Origin of the sequence: Mesorhizobium waimense, assembly GCF_003601975.1 — a bacterium.
GTDB lineage: Bacteria > Pseudomonadota > Alphaproteobacteria > Rhizobiales > Rhizobiaceae > Mesorhizobium > Mesorhizobium waimense.
The window spans coordinates 39171-54972 of sequence record NZ_QZWZ01000007.1; the positions used below are offsets into that span (position 1 = coordinate 39171).

General features: G+C 63.6%; 10 protein-coding genes. 7 read left to right on the top strand and 3 right to left on the bottom strand.

Annotated features, from left to right (window positions below):
• The first annotated feature begins 49 nt into the window (after nucleotides 1-49).
• The 3 genes from D3227_RS10900 (at nucleotide 50) to D3227_RS10910 (ending at nucleotide 3723) form a co-directional block, all read left to right on the top strand.
• On the top strand, nucleotides 50-1561 hold the full coding sequence (locus D3227_RS10900) for a sugar ABC transporter ATP-binding protein (RefSeq protein ID WP_120014122.1): 1512 nt from the start codon (nucleotides 50-52) through the stop codon (nucleotides 1559-1561).
• A 66-nt stretch (nucleotides 1562-1627) separates the two neighbouring features.
• The gene (locus tag D3227_RS10905; protein ID WP_120014123.1) at nucleotides 1628-2623 is read left to right on the top strand and encodes an ABC transporter permease; all 996 of its coding nucleotides are present in this window, start codon (nucleotides 1628-1630) and stop codon (nucleotides 2621-2623) included.
• A 47-nt stretch (nucleotides 2624-2670) separates the two neighbouring features.
• Nucleotides 2671-3723 carry a substrate-binding domain-containing protein gene (locus tag D3227_RS10910; RefSeq protein ID WP_120014124.1) on the top strand — a complete coding sequence of 351 codons (1053 nt, stop codon included), beginning with the start codon at nucleotides 2671-2673 and terminating at the stop codon, nucleotides 3721-3723.
• A 71-nt stretch (nucleotides 3724-3794) separates the two neighbouring features.
• On the opposite strand, the gene D3227_RS10915 is transcribed toward D3227_RS10910, so the two are convergent.
• The 3 genes from D3227_RS10915 to D3227_RS10925 all read right to left on the bottom strand — a co-directional run bounded on the left by D3227_RS10915 (nucleotide 3795) and on the right by D3227_RS10925 (nucleotide 8218).
• Nucleotides 3795-4865, bottom strand: coding sequence for a D-alanine--D-alanine ligase family protein (locus D3227_RS10915; RefSeq protein WP_120014307.1), 1071 nt, complete (start codon nucleotides 4863-4865; stop codon nucleotides 3795-3797).
• 239 nt (nucleotides 4866-5104) lie between these two features.
• The gene (locus D3227_RS10920) at nucleotides 5105-7159 is read right to left on the bottom strand and encodes a bifunctional aldolase/short-chain dehydrogenase (RefSeq protein ID WP_120014125.1); all 2055 of its coding nucleotides are present in this window, start codon (nucleotides 7157-7159) and stop codon (nucleotides 5105-5107) included.
• 93 nt (nucleotides 7160-7252) lie between these two features.
• Nucleotides 7253-8218, bottom strand: a complete 966-nt coding sequence (locus tag D3227_RS10925) for a sugar-binding transcriptional regulator (RefSeq protein WP_120014126.1) — start codon at nucleotides 8216-8218, stop codon at nucleotides 7253-7255.
• 290 nt (nucleotides 8219-8508) lie between these two features.
• Between D3227_RS10925 and D3227_RS10930 the strand changes: the two genes are divergently transcribed.
• From D3227_RS10930 to D3227_RS10945, 4 genes are all read left to right on the top strand, one after another.
• Entirely contained in the window at nucleotides 8509-10149 is a 1641-nt protein-coding gene (locus D3227_RS10930) for an acyl-CoA synthetase (protein ID WP_120014127.1), read from the top strand.
• Nucleotides 10150-10562: 413 nt separating this feature from the next.
• Nucleotides 10563-11171, top strand: coding sequence for a TetR/AcrR family transcriptional regulator (locus tag D3227_RS10935; RefSeq protein WP_120014128.1), 609 nt, complete (start codon nucleotides 10563-10565; stop codon nucleotides 11169-11171).
• Nucleotides 11172-11246: 75 nt separating this feature from the next.
• Nucleotides 11247-12383, top strand: a complete 1137-nt coding sequence (locus D3227_RS10940; protein WP_167480673.1) for an efflux RND transporter periplasmic adaptor subunit — start codon at nucleotides 11247-11249, stop codon at nucleotides 12381-12383.
• A 254-nt stretch (nucleotides 12384-12637) separates the two neighbouring features.
• Nucleotides 12638-15784 (top strand): efflux RND transporter permease subunit, encoded by a 3147-nt coding sequence (locus D3227_RS10945; protein ID WP_120014130.1) that lies wholly within the window; start codon nucleotides 12638-12640, stop codon nucleotides 15782-15784.
• Nucleotides 15785-15802 lie beyond the last annotated feature (18 nt).

Here is a 15802-nt window from a genome sequence, read left to right on the forward strand (position 1 = left end):
GTTGACAATTGCCGGAACACCCCATAGCGTCACAGTCAGGGAGGAACGAATGGGCGCTGATGCCGTGTTCCGTGTGGACGGCCTGAGGAAATCCTTTGGCCAGAACGAGGTGCTTGGCGGCATCTCGGTCGAGCTGCATGCGGGCGAGGTGACGGTGCTGATGGGCGCCAACGGCGCCGGCAAGTCCACCCTGGTCAGGATCATCAGCGGCGTCTACGAGCGCGGCGCCGGCATGATGAGCCTTGCTGGTGAGGATTTCGCGCCGAAGACTCCTGCTGAGGCGATCCGTGCCGGTGTCGTCACCGTGCATCAGAACATCAATGACGGCGTCGTTGCCGACCTCGACGTCGCCACCAATCTGACGCTGGACAGGCTGAGCGGCAGTGGCGTGCCGACATTGTTCAATCCAGCCCGTGTGCGCCGCGAGGCCAAGGCCGTCGCCGATCGCATGGGCCTGGCCATCGACCTCAAGGCCAGGGTCAGCGATCTGTCACTGGCCGACCGCCAGATGGTGGCCATCGCCCGGGCCATGGCGCACCGGCCGAAGGTGCTGATCCTGGACGAACCGACCTCTTCGCTATCCAGCGCCGAAGCCGACCGGCTGTTCGCGCTGATCGACCGGCTGCGCGAGCAAAGCGTGGCGATCCTCTACATCTCGCACCGCATGTCGGACATCAGGCGGCTCGCCGACCGCATCATCTCGATGCGCGACGGCGTGGTCAGCGGCGTGTTCGACCGAAAGCCGCTCGACTATGAGGGTGCCGTCAACGCCATGCTCGGCCGCAAAATCCATCTCGATCGCGTCGTCGCCCGGAATTCGGCGCATGCCGTTCTGACAGTCGAAGGCTTGCGGCTTGCGCCGGGCGCGCGGCCGATCTCACTGACGCTCGGCGCCGGCGAGGTCGTTGCCGTCACCGGTCTCGTCGGCGTCGGCAAGACGGCACTGGCCGAGACCCTGTTCGGCGTGCGCAGACCGCTCTCCGGCACCATGGCGTTGAACGGCAAGCCCTATGCGCCGGGATCGACAGGCCAAGCGATCGCGGCCGGCGTGTTCCTCGTCGCCAAGGACCGCGGCGAAAACGGCATCGTCGGCGGCTTCAACATCGAGCGAAACATCAGCCTGCCGTTCCACAAGCGCATGTCGCGTTTCGGTGTTCTCAAGCGCCGCATCGAACGTGCCACCGCCCGCCGGCAGATTCAGGATCTGGGCATCGTCTGCCGCTCGGAAAAGGATGAGATGGCGTCCCTCTCCGGCGGCAACCAGCAGAAGGTGATGGTGGCGCGCTGGATGGCGCAGGATGCAAAACTGTTCATCCTCGACGAGCCTTTCCAGGGCGTCGACATTTCGGCCAGGCGCGACATCGCCGCCAAGCTGAGGGCAAGCGCCGACGGCCGCGCGACGCTTTTGTTCGTCACCGAACTCGACGAAGCGCTGGAGACGGCGGACCGCATCCTGGTGATGTCGGAACAGACGATCGTCGGCGAGCACAGGAATGCCGATATCGATCTCGAGCGGCTGCTGGCCGAAGTGGCGGGCGGCCCGCTGCACAGCGCGGCATGAACCAAGGACATGGAATGGAGCAGGCATGAGTTGGGTTGAGACGACAGCAGCGCGCGGGTGCGCCGGATGATGCTGCGCGACCATGCCATCCGCTATGGCTTCATCGTCCTTCTGTTCGGGCTGATCGCTTGTTTCGCCATCGCCGCCGACGGTTTCGTCTCGCCGCAGAGTGCCGTGTTCATCTTCCAGTCCGTCGCCATCACCGGTGTCCTGGCGCTCGGTGTCACCGCTACGCTGGTTGTCGGCGGCTTCGACCTGTCGATCGGCTCGGTCGCCACCAGCGCCATGATGGCAGCCTCCTATGTGATGGTGGTGCTGGAGCAGAACGCCGTCGTCGCGGTCATCGCCTGCCTGCTGATTGGCGTTCTCGTCGGCCTCATCAATGGCTGGTTGATCGTCTACATGCGCGTGCCGGATCTTCTGGCAACGCTTGGCATGATGTTCCTGCTCGTTGGCCTGCAGCGCATTCCGACCGAAGGCCGCTCGATCGCCACCGGCATGACCATGCCCGACGGCTCGGTCGCCAACGGCAAGTTCGGCGATGCCTTCCTGGCGCTCGGCCGCCACCGCTTCGATTTCTTCATCCCGAACCTCATTCCGGTGTCGGTCGTCGTCCTGCTCGTGCTCGCCGTGCTGATCTGGTTCTTCCTCGAACACACCCGTTTTGGCCGCATGATGTATGCCGTCGGCAGCAATGAACGCGCCGCCGAACTCGCCGGCGCGCCTGTCAAGGCATACAAAATCTGGGCCTACGTCATTTCGGGAGTTTTTGCCTCGATCGGCGGCATTTTGCTCGCCGCCCGGCTTGGACGCGGCGACATCGCCTCGGGTAATAATCTGCTGCTCGACGCGGTGGCGGCAGCACTCATCGGTTACGCGGTCCTCGGGGCCGCCAAGCCCAACGCCTTCGGCACCGCCGTCGGCGCTGTGTTCGTCGGCGTGCTGCTGCAGGGCCTGACGATGATGAACGCACCCTACTACACGCAGGATTTCGTCAAGGGCGTGGTTCTCGTCGTCGCCCTTGTCTTCACCTTCGCCCTTTCCGGCAGGGGCAAGAGATAGGGTTTCGACCGGGGCAGATTTTGGGTTCAACAAGTGGAGGAAACAACGTGACGATCACAAGAAGACTTCTAGGAAAGCTGGCGCTCGGGCTTGCCGGCGCCACGATGCTGATGCAGGCGCCGGCTCTTGCCGCGGACAAGCCGGCGCCGTTCGACAAGCCGGGCGTCAAGATCGCGTTGGTCCGCTATCTCTCGACCGGCGACTTCTTCCAGGCCTATCTGTCCGGCGTCGAGGCACAGTCGAAAGCGCTCGGCGTCGACCTGCGCGTGCTTGACAGCCGCCAGGACGCAGCGCTCCAGGCCGACATGGTCGACCAGGCCATTGCGCTCGGCGTGCAGGGCATCATCATCCAGCACGGCCTGACGGAATCGATGAAGGAAGCCGCCCAGCGCGCCGTCGACGCCGGCATCAAGGTCGTCGCCTTCGACGTCAATGTCGAGAACCCCAAGATCCCGCAGATCGAGCAGTCCGACCGCGACCTCGCGCGGCTGGCGCTCGAGCAGGCAGTCAAGGACAATGGTGAGAGCTGGAAGGCCGGTTATGTCTATGTCGCCGGCATCGCGCCGCTCGATCGCCGCAACGAGACTTGGGTCGACGTCAAGAAGAAGCATTCGGGCATCAACGAAGTCGCCATGTTCGGCACGCTCGACAACCCGATCGCCAATTCGGTCGCCAACCAGGCGCGCTCCGTGCTGTCGGCCCATCCCGACATCAAGGTGATGTTTGCGCCCTATGACGAGTTCGCCAAGGGCGTCAAGATCGCCGTCGACGAGGCCGGCATGAACAAGGATATCAAGATCTATTCGGCCGACATCTCGACTTCGGATATCGCCGCCATGCGCGAGACTGACAGCGCCTGGGCGGCTACCGCAGCCACAAACCCGGCCGTCGTCGGCCAGGTCTCGGTGCGTGCCCTGGCACAGCTTTTGGCCGGAGAAGACCCCGGTCACAACGTCATCGTGCCGCCGACGCTGATCACCCAGAAGGAGCTGATCGACAAGGACATCAAGAACATGGAAGACCTGTCGGTCAAGCTGCCGCAGTTCGCCCATGCCGATGTCGCCATGCCGGCCTGGATGCCGAACCCGAACGCCAAGTAGTTCTTGGCTCATAGGCAAAGGAAAGAGCGGCTCGCGGGCCGCTCTTTTTGTTTGCAGCCGAAGCTTCGTCTTCAGTCGGATCGGCCAGCGCGCGCCAGCCCGTGCGCCACCAGCCGGTCGATGACCTCGGCGTAGCTGACGCCGCTTGCCGCCATCGCTTTGGCATACATGCTGATGTCGGTGAAGCCGGGGATGGTGTTGAGCTCGTTGATGACGAAATTCATGTCCGGCATGACGAAGAAGTCGACGCGGGCCATGCCGTCGCAGCCGACCGCGCGGAACGCCTTGGCCGCCGTCTCGCGGATCCTGTCTTCGATCTCCGGAGGCAGCTCGGCAGGCACCTTCAGCGCCGCCCCGTCTTTGTCGATGTACTTGGCGTCGTAGCTGTAGAAGCCATGGCTTTCGGCCGGCACGATTTCGCCGGGACGGGAGACGAACAGGCCGCCCTCTGTATCTTCCAGCACGCTGCATTCGATCTCGCGGCCACGGATGAATTCCTCGGCCAAAAGCTTGCGGTCGTGCTGAAAACCTTCGGCGAGCGCCCCGGCGAATTCCTGGCTGGCCGAGACTTTTCTGACGCCGACCGACGAGCCTTGCCGCGCCGGCTTGATGAACAGCGGCAGGCCGAGTTTCTCTTCCAATTCGGCGAGGGAAGGCGCTGCACCCTCATCGATCGTCACCGAGCGCGCGACGGGCAGTCCGGCAGCTTTCAGCAGGCGCTTGGCGATGTCCTTGTCTAGGGCTGTTGCCGAGCCAAGAATGCCGCAGCCGGCGAGCGGCACGCGCGCCACTTCGGCCAGGCCCTGCACGGCGCCGTCCTCACCATGCAGCCCGTGCAGGACAGGAAACAACACATCGATGCGAGGCAGGTCGTGCGGCGCGCTACTGGCAGGAATCGCCAGCATCCGTCCATGCCCGCCCGGTACAAGGCAGAGCTCCGTACCGCTGAATGGTGCCGCCAGCGTGCCGTTCTCGAAGCTGCTCAGCAGCCATTGCCCTTCGCGGGTAACGAAGACCGGAACGGCATCGTACTTCGCCGGCTCCAGCGCGCGCATGACATTGGTCGCCGAAAGCACGGAGACATCATGCTCGGCCGAGCGTCCGCCAAACAGCACGGCAATACGCAGTTTTTTCGAGGCCATGAACGTCTCCAAAAGGGTCCTGGGTTGAAAGGCTGAACAATCCGCGGCGATGCCGCGATTGGCGAAAAAGCGATCGAAGTTGCAAGCGGCATCGTTGCGGAGGCCCCAGCCAGCAGGAACGGTCCGAAACGGGATTTTTGATGGCCCGACAGCGACGATTCCAAGACAGCCTTGGCTCGAAGCGCAAAAGAAAAGCGACCCGCAGGCCGCTCTTCGTCGTTCCAGTATTTCCTTGTCGCCTACCGCATCGCAGCGGCGATATTTCCGCCATCGACCGTCGTCACGTCGGCGGTGGTGCGTTCGGCCAGCGCCTGGTGCAGGAAGGCCTGAGCGACGTCCTCGGCCGTCACCTCCTGTCCGAGCAGATTGCCGGACATGTATTCCTTCTCCGACACGCCGCGCGCGCCCGAGCGGCTGGCGATCATGGCGTCGGTCAAGAGCCCCGAGCGGATGCGGTCGGCATTGACCGCGTTGGAGCGGATGCCCTGCGCGCCGTAGTCGAGCGCGTATTGCCTGGACAGGAACAGCGTCGCCGCCTTGGGGATGCCATAGGCGCCGAACTTCGGACCCGGATTGACCGCCTGCTTGGAGGTGTTGAACAAGAGCACGCCGCCGGTGCCCTGTTCCAGCATGATGCGCACGGCGTTCTGCGCTGCCGACTGGTGGGCGAAGAAATTGAGCTCGAAACTCTTGCGCAGCAGGGCGTCGTCGAGGTCGCCGATCCGGCCTTCCCAGGCCGCACCGGCATTGGAGACCAGTATGTCGAGGCCACCGAAGACGGCGACGGCCTTGTCGAAGGCGGCGCGCAACTCGGTCGCATTGGTGATGTCGGCGCCGACGCCGATCGAACCGTTTCCGGCCTTCTTCGCCGCTTCCGAAGCCTTCACCGGATCGAGATCGACGATGACGGTATGCGCCCCATTGTCGGCGAACAGTTTTGCTGTGGCAGCACCAATCGCGCCGGCGCCGCCGGTGACCAGCAGCACCTGGCCGGTCAGCGGCTTCGGCTTGTTCGAGGCAAGCTTAGCCTGCTCCAGCGACCAGTATTCGAGCGGGAACAAATCGGCCTTCGACAGCGGGTGGAAATGGCCGACGGCTTCGGCGCCGCGCACCGCCTCGATCCACATCTCGCCGACATCGGAAGCGATCCTGGCGTCCTTCAGCGTGCGGCCATGGCCGAACATGCCGAGGCCCGGCACCAGCGTCAGCCGCGGCATCGGGTCGAGCATGGTGCGCTTGACGTCGTCCAGCGCGTCATTGGTCTCGAAATAGGCGCGATAATCCTTGGCGAAGGTCTCGACATGGCTGCGGATGACCGCCTTGTAGTCGCCGATCTTGTCGGCATCGGGCGCCGGCACCGCCATTGGCCCGGTCTTGATGCGGATCGACAGATCCGGCGTCGAGACGCCGCACCCGGCATAGTCGGCGATCTTGGCCGAGTTGATGAAATCGACGATCGCATCCGAAGTGCGGAAGTCGCTGATCATGCGATCGAAGCGGCCTTCGCCGCGCGCCACCGCCACCGCGCCACGCAGCATCGGCGCGATGTCCTGCGGCTTGGCCAGTTGTGCCGGCAGCGCTGCCTTTTCGCTGCGCGGCTTGCCGTGCTTCGCGACATAATCCTCGGCGACATTCACATAATGGATCATCCGGTCGTAGGCTTGCCTGGCGTCGTCGCCGAAGGTGAAGATGCCATGCTTGTCGAGGATCAGGCCCTCGACGCTCGGGTCGGCGTCGAAGACGTCGCCCGCCGCCTTTGCCAGGTCGAAGCCCGGCATGATGTAAGGCACGTAGCCCATCTTTTCGCCGAACACCTTCCGCACCAGCGGCTCGCTGTCTTCCTGGTCGACGATGGCGAGGATCGCGGTGGAGTGCGTGTGGTCGACGAATTTGTGCGGCAGGAAGGCGTGCAGCAGGGTCTCGACCGACGGGTTAGGCGAGGCGGGGTCGATGAGGTTTGCCCGCTGCAGCGCGACCATGTCCTCGTCGCCGAGTTTGTTCAGCGCCCGCGCCTTGATAAGCGCGCCCATCTTCACCGCCGGCAGGCCCTGCGGCTCGATGACGGCCATGTCCCAGCCGCTGCCCTTGACGCAGAGCACATCCCACTCGTCGCCGACGAGGTCGGTGGCCTTGGTCTTGCAGGACGTGTTGCCGCCGCCATGCAGCACGAGGCGCGGCTCGCCGCCGAGCAGGCGCGTCGTGTAGACGCGCAGCGCCAGATCGCGGCTGACGCCCTTCTTGGCATAGTCGGCAACCATTTTTTCGGCGTCGCCGTCATTCCACAAATTCTTCATTTCGCTTCGTCCGCTTTGCTGTCTTTGGTTGCTGTGAACAGGAATGCCGCGACGCTTTGATGACAATGCGCCGGCGGCAAGGATTGTGACTTTCTAGGAGGCCTTTTCGGTCGCCGCTCCCGCGTGCTCCAGCAGCCGCTTCGCCATGCGCGCGCCGACCACCAGATGCGTGCAGAGCCCGCCGGCGAGGGCAGCGAGCAGCGGTTCGAACTTGCTGTCCTCCTGCACCACCATCAGGCGCTTTTCGATCTGGCGCAGCGACGACAGCGCCGCCGAGATGACGCGGCGATTGTAGCTGCAGTCGAGCGCCTTGCCGCTGGCGTCGATGATCTGCCCGGCGATGACGCCAGCCGCACCCGCCTCGCGCAGTAAAGCCATCTCTCCGACGCTCAGCGCGCCGCATTTGACGACATGGCTGTCGGCATCGACTGTGCCGACCGAATAGAGCGCGAGATCGCAGTCGCTTATCCCGGACAATTGCTCGCGGATCACCGGCTCGGCGCGCAAGCCATGCGCCAGCGCTTCGGTCGTCAGCACCAGCGGCGCGTAGAAATTCAGTCCCTTGGCGTTGAGCCGGCGCGCGATTTCCATCGTGCACTGGTCCGGCCGGTAAGAATAGGGCGCGCCGAGATTGCCGCAGAGCTGCACCACGGTGACGTCCTGAAGATCGGCATACGACATGATGTCGGCGATGGTGTAGATGGTTCGGCCCCAGGCGACGCCGATGCGGTCGCCCTTCCTGACCAGTTCGAGAAAGACGCTCGCCGCCAGCACGGCGATGTCGGTCGATGGATCGATGACATAGTCGTTTTCCGGCGCGATCCAGACGGCATCGAGGCTCAAGGCGTCCTCGAGCCGGCGCGCCATGACGTCGTCGGTGAAGAGCTGGGTCGAGGTCGAGATGTTGACGATGCCGGTCTCGCGCGCCTTGCGCAGATACATGGCGACCGAAGCGCGGGAAATGTTGAGTTGGCTGGCCACCTGGTCCTGTCGCAGGCCGTGGGCATAGTAGAGCCATGCGGCCTTGTGGATAAGCTGTTCTGCCGGTCGGATCGCCATGCCATCTCCTCCGCTGACATTATTCACGGCTCTCGACAAAAGTCAAATTGAGCGCACGCGATGCTCGTTCGCCCGCTGAATCTGGATCATCATTGTGCCAAATGCACCCTGTCGTGGCATCGTTGGTGGTGACGCGGCGCGAGGCCTGTGATTAGAAAGTCGATAATGGACATTACAGCGCCGCGCGTCCTTTCGGACGCGCAAAGGACGCTGTAACACTTTGATCTTGCGCATGATCCTTTCCGAAAATCGATTCCGATTTTCGGGGTCATGCGCTAGGGGAGGACGGGATGGGCAATCCCTACGAACAGGATCTCGACAGGAACGCCGCCAACCACCAGCCGCTGACGCCGCTCACCTATCTGGAGCGCGCGGCCAGGACATATCCCGACCATATCGCCATCATCCATGGCAGCCAGCGCATCGCCTATCGTGATTTCTGGCGGCGCTCGCTGAAGCTCGCCTCGGCGCTCTCGAAGCGCGGCATCGGCAAAAGCGATACGGTGACCGTGATGCTCTCCAACACGCCGCCGATGCTGGAAGCGCATTTCGGTGTGCCGATGACCAAAGCGGTGCTCCATTCGCTCAATACCCGCCTCGATGCGGCGGTGATTGCCTTCCAGCTCGACCATGCCGAGACGAAAGTCCTCATCGTCGACCGCGAATTTTCCAGCGTCCTCAAGGAGGCCCTGGCGCTGGCCAAGGCCAGGCCGCTGGTCATCGACTATGACGATCCGGACTATGCCACTGATGCTCCCTATCCGAAGGGCGAGCGCATCGGCTCGCTCGACTATGAGGCGTTCGTCGCCGGCGGCGACGAGGATTTCGGCTGGTCGATGCCCGATGACGAATGGGATGCCATCTCGCTCAATTACACCTCGGGCACGACCGGCAATCCCAAGGGTGTCGTCTACCACCATCGCGGCGCGGCGTTGATGGCCTACACCAACACCATCCATGCCGGCATGGCCAAGCACGCGGTGTATCTGTGGACGCTGCCGATGTTCCACTGCAATGGCTGGTGCTTTCCCTGGACGCTGGCCGTGCAGGCCGGCACCCATGTCTGCCTGCGCTGGGTACGGCCGAAGCCGATCTACGATGCGATTGCCGATCATGGCGTCACCCATCTCTGCGGCGCGCCGGTCGTCATGTCGGTGCTGATCAACGCGAAGGTCGAGGACAAGCGCGAATTCCCGCAGTCCGTCACCTTCAACACGGCCGCCGCACCGCCGCCCGAAGCCGTGCTGTCGGGCATGGCCGATGCCGGCTTTGCCGTTACCCATCTCTACGGCCTGACCGAGACCTACGGTCCGGCGGTCGTCAACGAATGGCACAATGAGTGGGATCAGCTTGAAAAGGGCCCGAGGACGGCGAAGAAGGCGCGGCAGGGCGTGCGCTATGCCGCGCTCGAGGGCCTGACCGTCATGAACCCCGAGACGATGATGGAAACGCCGGCCGACGGCGAGACCATCGGCGAGGTCATGTTCCGCGGCAACATCGTCATGAAAGGCTATCTGAAGAACCGCAAGGCAACCGACGAGGCCTTCGCCGGTGGCTGGTTCCACTCGGGCGATCTCGGCGTCATGCACGCTGATGGCTATATCCAGCTCAAGGACCGCTCCAAGGACATCATCATTTCCGGCGGCGAGAACATCTCCTCGATCGAGGTCGAGGACGCACTCTACAAGCATCCCGCCGTCGCCTCCTGCGGCGTCGTCGCCCGGGCCGACGACAAATGGGGCGAGGTGCCGGTCGCCTATGTCGAGCTGAAGCCCGCCAAGACGGCGACCGAGGCCGAGATCATCGACCACTGCCGTGCCTTGCTTGCCCGCTTCAAGGTGCCGAAGGCGGTGATCTTCGCCGAGATCCCCAAGACCTCGACAGGGAAGATCCAGAAATTTCGGCTGCGGGAGATGGCTAAGGGGGCGTGAACTGCACGCGGCCTTCGCGACTTCGTCATCCCAGGGCGGAGCAGGAGCGAAGCGACGTCGCGGAGACCCTGGGATCCATGCCGTGACCTGGCGGCAGTGCGCCGAGGGTGGAGAACGGCTTGCCACTGGTGTAGGCCGCTGATCGTTGTAACTTCTTGATCCGCTGCATTATTCGATTGATGTATGGGCATGGATCCTAGGGTCTACGCCGCGTCGCTACGCTCCTTGCTTCGCCCTAGGATGACGACGGAGATAAGCGCCATCGCCAATCTCGGGCGTGCGCCCTTACCCTCGTCACTGTCACCATTTGTCACCAATTATACGCGTACGTCGAATCCGCGTTGACATCTCACGAATTTCGATTTATGACTGATGAAAATTGAAATTCGTCACTCGTAATTTGACAGAGAGCCATGCCCGAGACCGCAAACATCGTGGCCGATCCGACCCGCCAGGAGAATGTCACCCGCATTCTCGACTGCGCCGAACGCCTGTTCCGCCACTATGGCTACGGCAAGACCAATGTCGCCGACATTGCGCGCGAGCTCGGCATGTCGCCGGCCAACATCTATCGCTTCTTTGCCTCCAAGGTCGAAATCCACCAGGCCGTCTGCGGCCGGATGCTCGGCGCCAGCTACAAGATGGCCTACGAGATTTCCCGCCTGCCGATCAGCGCCGAGGAGCGGCTGCGCCGTTACGTGCATGCGCAATACAAGATGACGATGGAAGTCATGCTCGACGACCAGAAGGTGCATGAGATGGTCATCGTCGCCCTCGAGCGCGACTGGGGCGTCATCGACAAGCATGTCGACAGCATCCACGATCTGTTCGCGGAGGTGATCCGCGACGGCATCAAAGCCGGCGAGTTTGCCGAGCAGGATCCGGTGATCGCGTCGCGCTGCTTCGGCGCCGCCACCGTCATCCTGTGCCATCCGCAGATGGTGGCGCAATGTCTTGCCAAGACCAACCGGGCGATGCCCGACGACCTCATCGATTACGCGATCAAGGCCTTGAAGAAATAACCGCCGCCCGCCGGGCGCCGGAAGACAGTTCATCTCCAGTTTGGGAGTACTAAAGTGTCTTTGTCCAATTCCATCATGAGCAGGCTTCCGGCAGTCGGTCCGGCCGTGCTCGTCGTCGCGGTGCTCGGGCTTGCCGGCTGCAGCCAGGAAAAGGCCGAAGTCAAGGATATCATCCGGCCGGTCAAGGTAGTCGAGATCGGTCAGGCGCAAACCACCCGAGAGCTCGACTATTCCGGCTCGGTGCGCGCCCGTACCGAGATGAACCTCAGCTTCCGGGTCGCCGGCAAGGTTACCGAGCGCCTCGTCGATATCGGCCAGCATGTGACTTCGGGCGATGAGCTGGCCCGCATCGACCCTTCCGACTACGACTTGTCGGTCAAGAGTGCGGCGGCGAGCCTCGATGCCGCCGAGCGGCAGGTCGAGACAGTCGATCTGACCAAGAAGCGCGCCGAGCAGCTCTACGCCAAGAACTTCGCGTCGAAGTCGCAGCTCGAACAGGCGACGCTGACCTACAACCAGGCGGTGGCGACGCGCGATGCCGCCCGCTCGACCCTTGCCCAGGCCCGAAACCAAGTCGGCTATACCGATCTCAAGGCAAGCCAGGACGGCATCGTCACCAATGTCAGCGCCGATGTCGGCCAGGTGGTCGGCGCCGGCACGCCGGTCATGACGGTCGCCGTCGACGGCGAGAAGGAAGTGCTGATCGCCGTTCCGGAAATGGATATCGCCGAATTCAAGCCGGGCAAGGACGTCAAGGCGAGCTTCTGGTCGGACGATGCGCTGACGCTTGCCGGCAAGGTCCGCGAGGTTGCCGGCAGCGCCGATCCGCAGTCGCGCACCTTTGCCGTTCGCGTCTCGCTGCCCAACGATCCGCGAGTGCTGCTTGGCATGACCGCCAATATCGAGGCCTCGGTGGCGAGCCGGCAGCAAATGGTGTCGGTCCCGCTCAGCGCGCTCGCCGAGCAGGACGGCCAGAAGATCGTCTGGACCGTCGACCGCACCAGCGAGACGGTGCATCCGCGCCCGGTCAAGGTCGGAGACTTCACCGCCGACGGCGTCAATGTCGCCGACGGGTTGAAGCAGGGCGACGTGGTGGTTGCCGCCGGCACGCAGTTCATGACCGAGAATCTGAAGGTCAAGCTCTCCGGCGATGCAGCGCAGCAGGCCGCCTCGGCGGAGAATGATGGCGAGATCACCAGCAGCCTGCGCTGAAGCCAGGCGAAATGAAAGCCCACTTGTCATCACCTTAGGCGCAAGCCGCGAGGTCTGGTGGGTCACGGTTTCCGGGCGACGAGTGCCCGATTGTCGAGACGTCAGGTCGATGTAACCCCCACATCCGTCCTCGCGTCCCACCGCGACGAGTGTCTCTCCGCTCGGAAAGCCTCGTCGCCCGGAAGCCAGCATCGGAAATTCCGTGAGCATGCCGCGCGCATGCGCCGACAATCAATTGGATTGGACTGACGCCGATGACCACCGACACGAATGAAAAAAAGCCTTTCAATCTTTCGCGCTGGGCGATCGGACACCCGAGCATTGCGCGCTTCCTGTTTGGCCTGATCATCATCGCCGGCGCGCTCGGCCTGATGCGCATGGGCCAGAAGGAGGACCCGGATTTCACCTTCCGCGTCATGGTCGTGCAGGCGGTCTGGCCAGGCTCCTCGATCAAGGAGATGGAAGACCAGGTCGTCAACAAGATCGAGCGCAAGCTGCAGGAAACGCCGCACCTCGATTTCGTGCGCTCCTACACCCGCGCCGGCAGCGCCATCATCACGGTCCAGATCAAGGGCGACACCAACGCCGACCAGGTGAAGGATGCCTTCTACCAGGTGCGCAAGAAGGTCGGCGATATCGCCGGCGATCTGCCGCAAGGCCTGCTCGGTCCCTATTTCAACGACGAGTTCGGCGACACCTTCATCACGCTGCATTCGATCAGCGGCGACGGCTACAGCTATCCCGAGCTGAAGAAGTTCGCCATCCAGGCGCGCGATATGCTGCTGACGACGGCCGGCGTCGAGAAGGCGGTCATCATCGGCGACCAGCCCGAAAAACTCTATGTCGACGTTTCGTCCAAGGCGCTCGCCGAACGCGGCCTGACGCTCACCGATCTGCAGAACGCCATCAAGGGCCAAAACAATGTCGATCCGGCAGGCTCGGTCGATACAGGCCTGCGTTCGGTGCGCATCTCGGTCGAGGGCGACGTGACCAAGGCGGCCGACATCCGCGAGCTGCGCCTGCGCGCCGGCAACCAGGTAACGCGGCTGGGCGACATCGCCACCGTGACCTCCGGTCTCGAGGATCCCTACCAGCGCAAATATCGCTTCAACGGCCACGAGAGCGTCCAGGTCGGCGTCGTCATGGCCAAGGGCTTCAACGTCAAAGACGTCGGCAAGGACGTCGAGGCGACCTACCAGCGCTTCGAGGAAGGGCTGCCCTATGGCGTTGCGGTCGACCAGATTTCCGACCAGCCCGAGGTCGTCAAGGACGCCGTCAACGAGTTCATGGAGGCGCTTGGCGAGGCGCTGCTGATCGTGCTCGTCGTTTCGTTCCTGTCGATCGGCTGGCGCTCCGGTCTGGTGATCGCGATTGCCATTCCGCTGGTTTTGGCCGCCACCTTTGCCATCATGTACGAGATCGGCATCGACCTGCAGCGCATTTCGCTCGGCGCGCTGATCATCGCGCTCGGGTTGCTGGTCGACGACGCCATGATCGTCGTCGAGATGATGGAACGAAAGCTTGAGGAGGGGCTGGTCAAGATCGAGGCGGCGAGCTTTGCCTACTCCTCGACGGCCTTCCCGATGCTGACCGGCACGCTGATCACCACCGCCGGCTTCATCCCGGTCGGCTTCGCCGCCTCGACGGCCGGCGAATATGTGCGCACCCTGTTCTACGTCGTCGGCATCGCGCTGGTCGTGTCCTGGTTCGTGGCGGTCTATTTCACGCCATGGCTCGGCCACATGATCCTGAAGCAGCGCAAGCATGCCGGCAATCATCACGATGCCTTCGACACCAGCTTCTACCGTCGGCTTCGCGCCACCGTCGGCTGGGCCGTGCGCCATCGCATCATCGTCCTGGTGATGACCCTGGTCACCTTCGGCACCAGCCTGTGGGCGTTCCAGTTCATCCCGCAGAATTTCTTCCCGCAGTCCTCGCGTCCGGAAATCCTGGTCGATCTCTGGCTGCCGGAAGGCACGAGCATCAAGGAAGTCGAGACGCAGGCCAAGGCGCTGGAATCCAGGATGATGGACGACCCGGACAAGCGTTTCATCGCCACCTATATCGGCGAGGGCGCGCCGCGCTTCTTCCTGCCGCTCGACCAGCAGCTCAGGAATCCGAACTTCGCCCAGCTTCTGGTCATGGCCAAGGACGAACCGGCCCGCGAGAGGCTGATCGTCAAGCTGCGCACCATATTGGCGGAGGATTTCCCCTCGATCCGTTCCAAGGTCGACCGCCTGTTCCTCGGCCCGCCCACCGGCTGGCCGGTGCAGATGCGCGTCATGGGTCCGGATCGCCAGGAGGTGCGTCGCATTGCCGACGAGGTGAAGGCGAAGTTCCAGGCCAATCCGCTGCTCGGCGCCGTCCATGACGACTGGCTGGAGCCGGTGCCGGCGATGAAGCTGGTCATCGACCAGGATCGCGCCCGTGCACTCGGCGTCAGCTCGCAGCGCATCCGCCAGATGCTGCAGGCAACCATGTCCGGCGCGCCGCTCGACGACTTCCGCGACGGCGAGGAGACGGTCTCCATCGTCGCCCGTGAGCCGCAGGCGAGCCGCAAGCTGCTGTCGTCGGTCGACTCGGTCTATATCCCGACCGACTTCGGTGGCTTCGTGCCGCTGTCGCAAGTGGCCAAGGTCGTTCCGGTGCTGGAGCAGGGCGTCGAATGGCGGCGCGACCGCCTGCCGACCATCTCGGTGCGCGGCACGCTGCCGGACGGCGTGCAGTCCAACGATGTCGTCACCAAGATGTACAACGACATCAAGGGCCTGCGCGATGGTCTCGCGCCCGGCTACAAGATCGAGATCCAGGGTGGCGCCGAGGATTCGGCCGAGAGCCAGGCTTCGATCGCCGCGAAAGCTCCGATCATGCTGGCCATCATCGTCGTGCTACTGATGATCCAGCTGCAGCATTTCGGCAAGGCGATGCTGGTGCTGGCCACCGGCCCGCTCGGCATCATCGGCGCGGCTGCCGCGCTGTTGATCAGCGGGGCGCCGTTCGGCTTCGTCGCCATCCTTGGCGTCATCGCGCTGCTCGGCATCATCATGCGCAACTCGATCATCCTGGTCGACCAGATCGACCAGGACATAGCCAGAGGCATGGAACGATCCGAGGCCATCATCGGCTCGGCTGTCCGCCGCTTCCGGCCGATCGTGCTGACGGCGATGACGGCGGTGCTGGCGCTGATCCCGATCTCGCGCGCCGTCTTCTGGGGCCCGCTCGCCTACGCCATGATGGGCGGCATCCTCGTCGCCACCGTCCTCACCATCCTTGTGCTTCCGGCAGCCTACGCTCTGTTCTTCGGCCGCGAGCCCAAGAAGCGTGGAGCCGAGGAGCAACCGGCCGACGCCGGGCCGGCGGAGAACATCGAACAGCCGCAGCTGGCGCTGGCGGCGGAATGAAAAAAGCCGGCCGGTCGA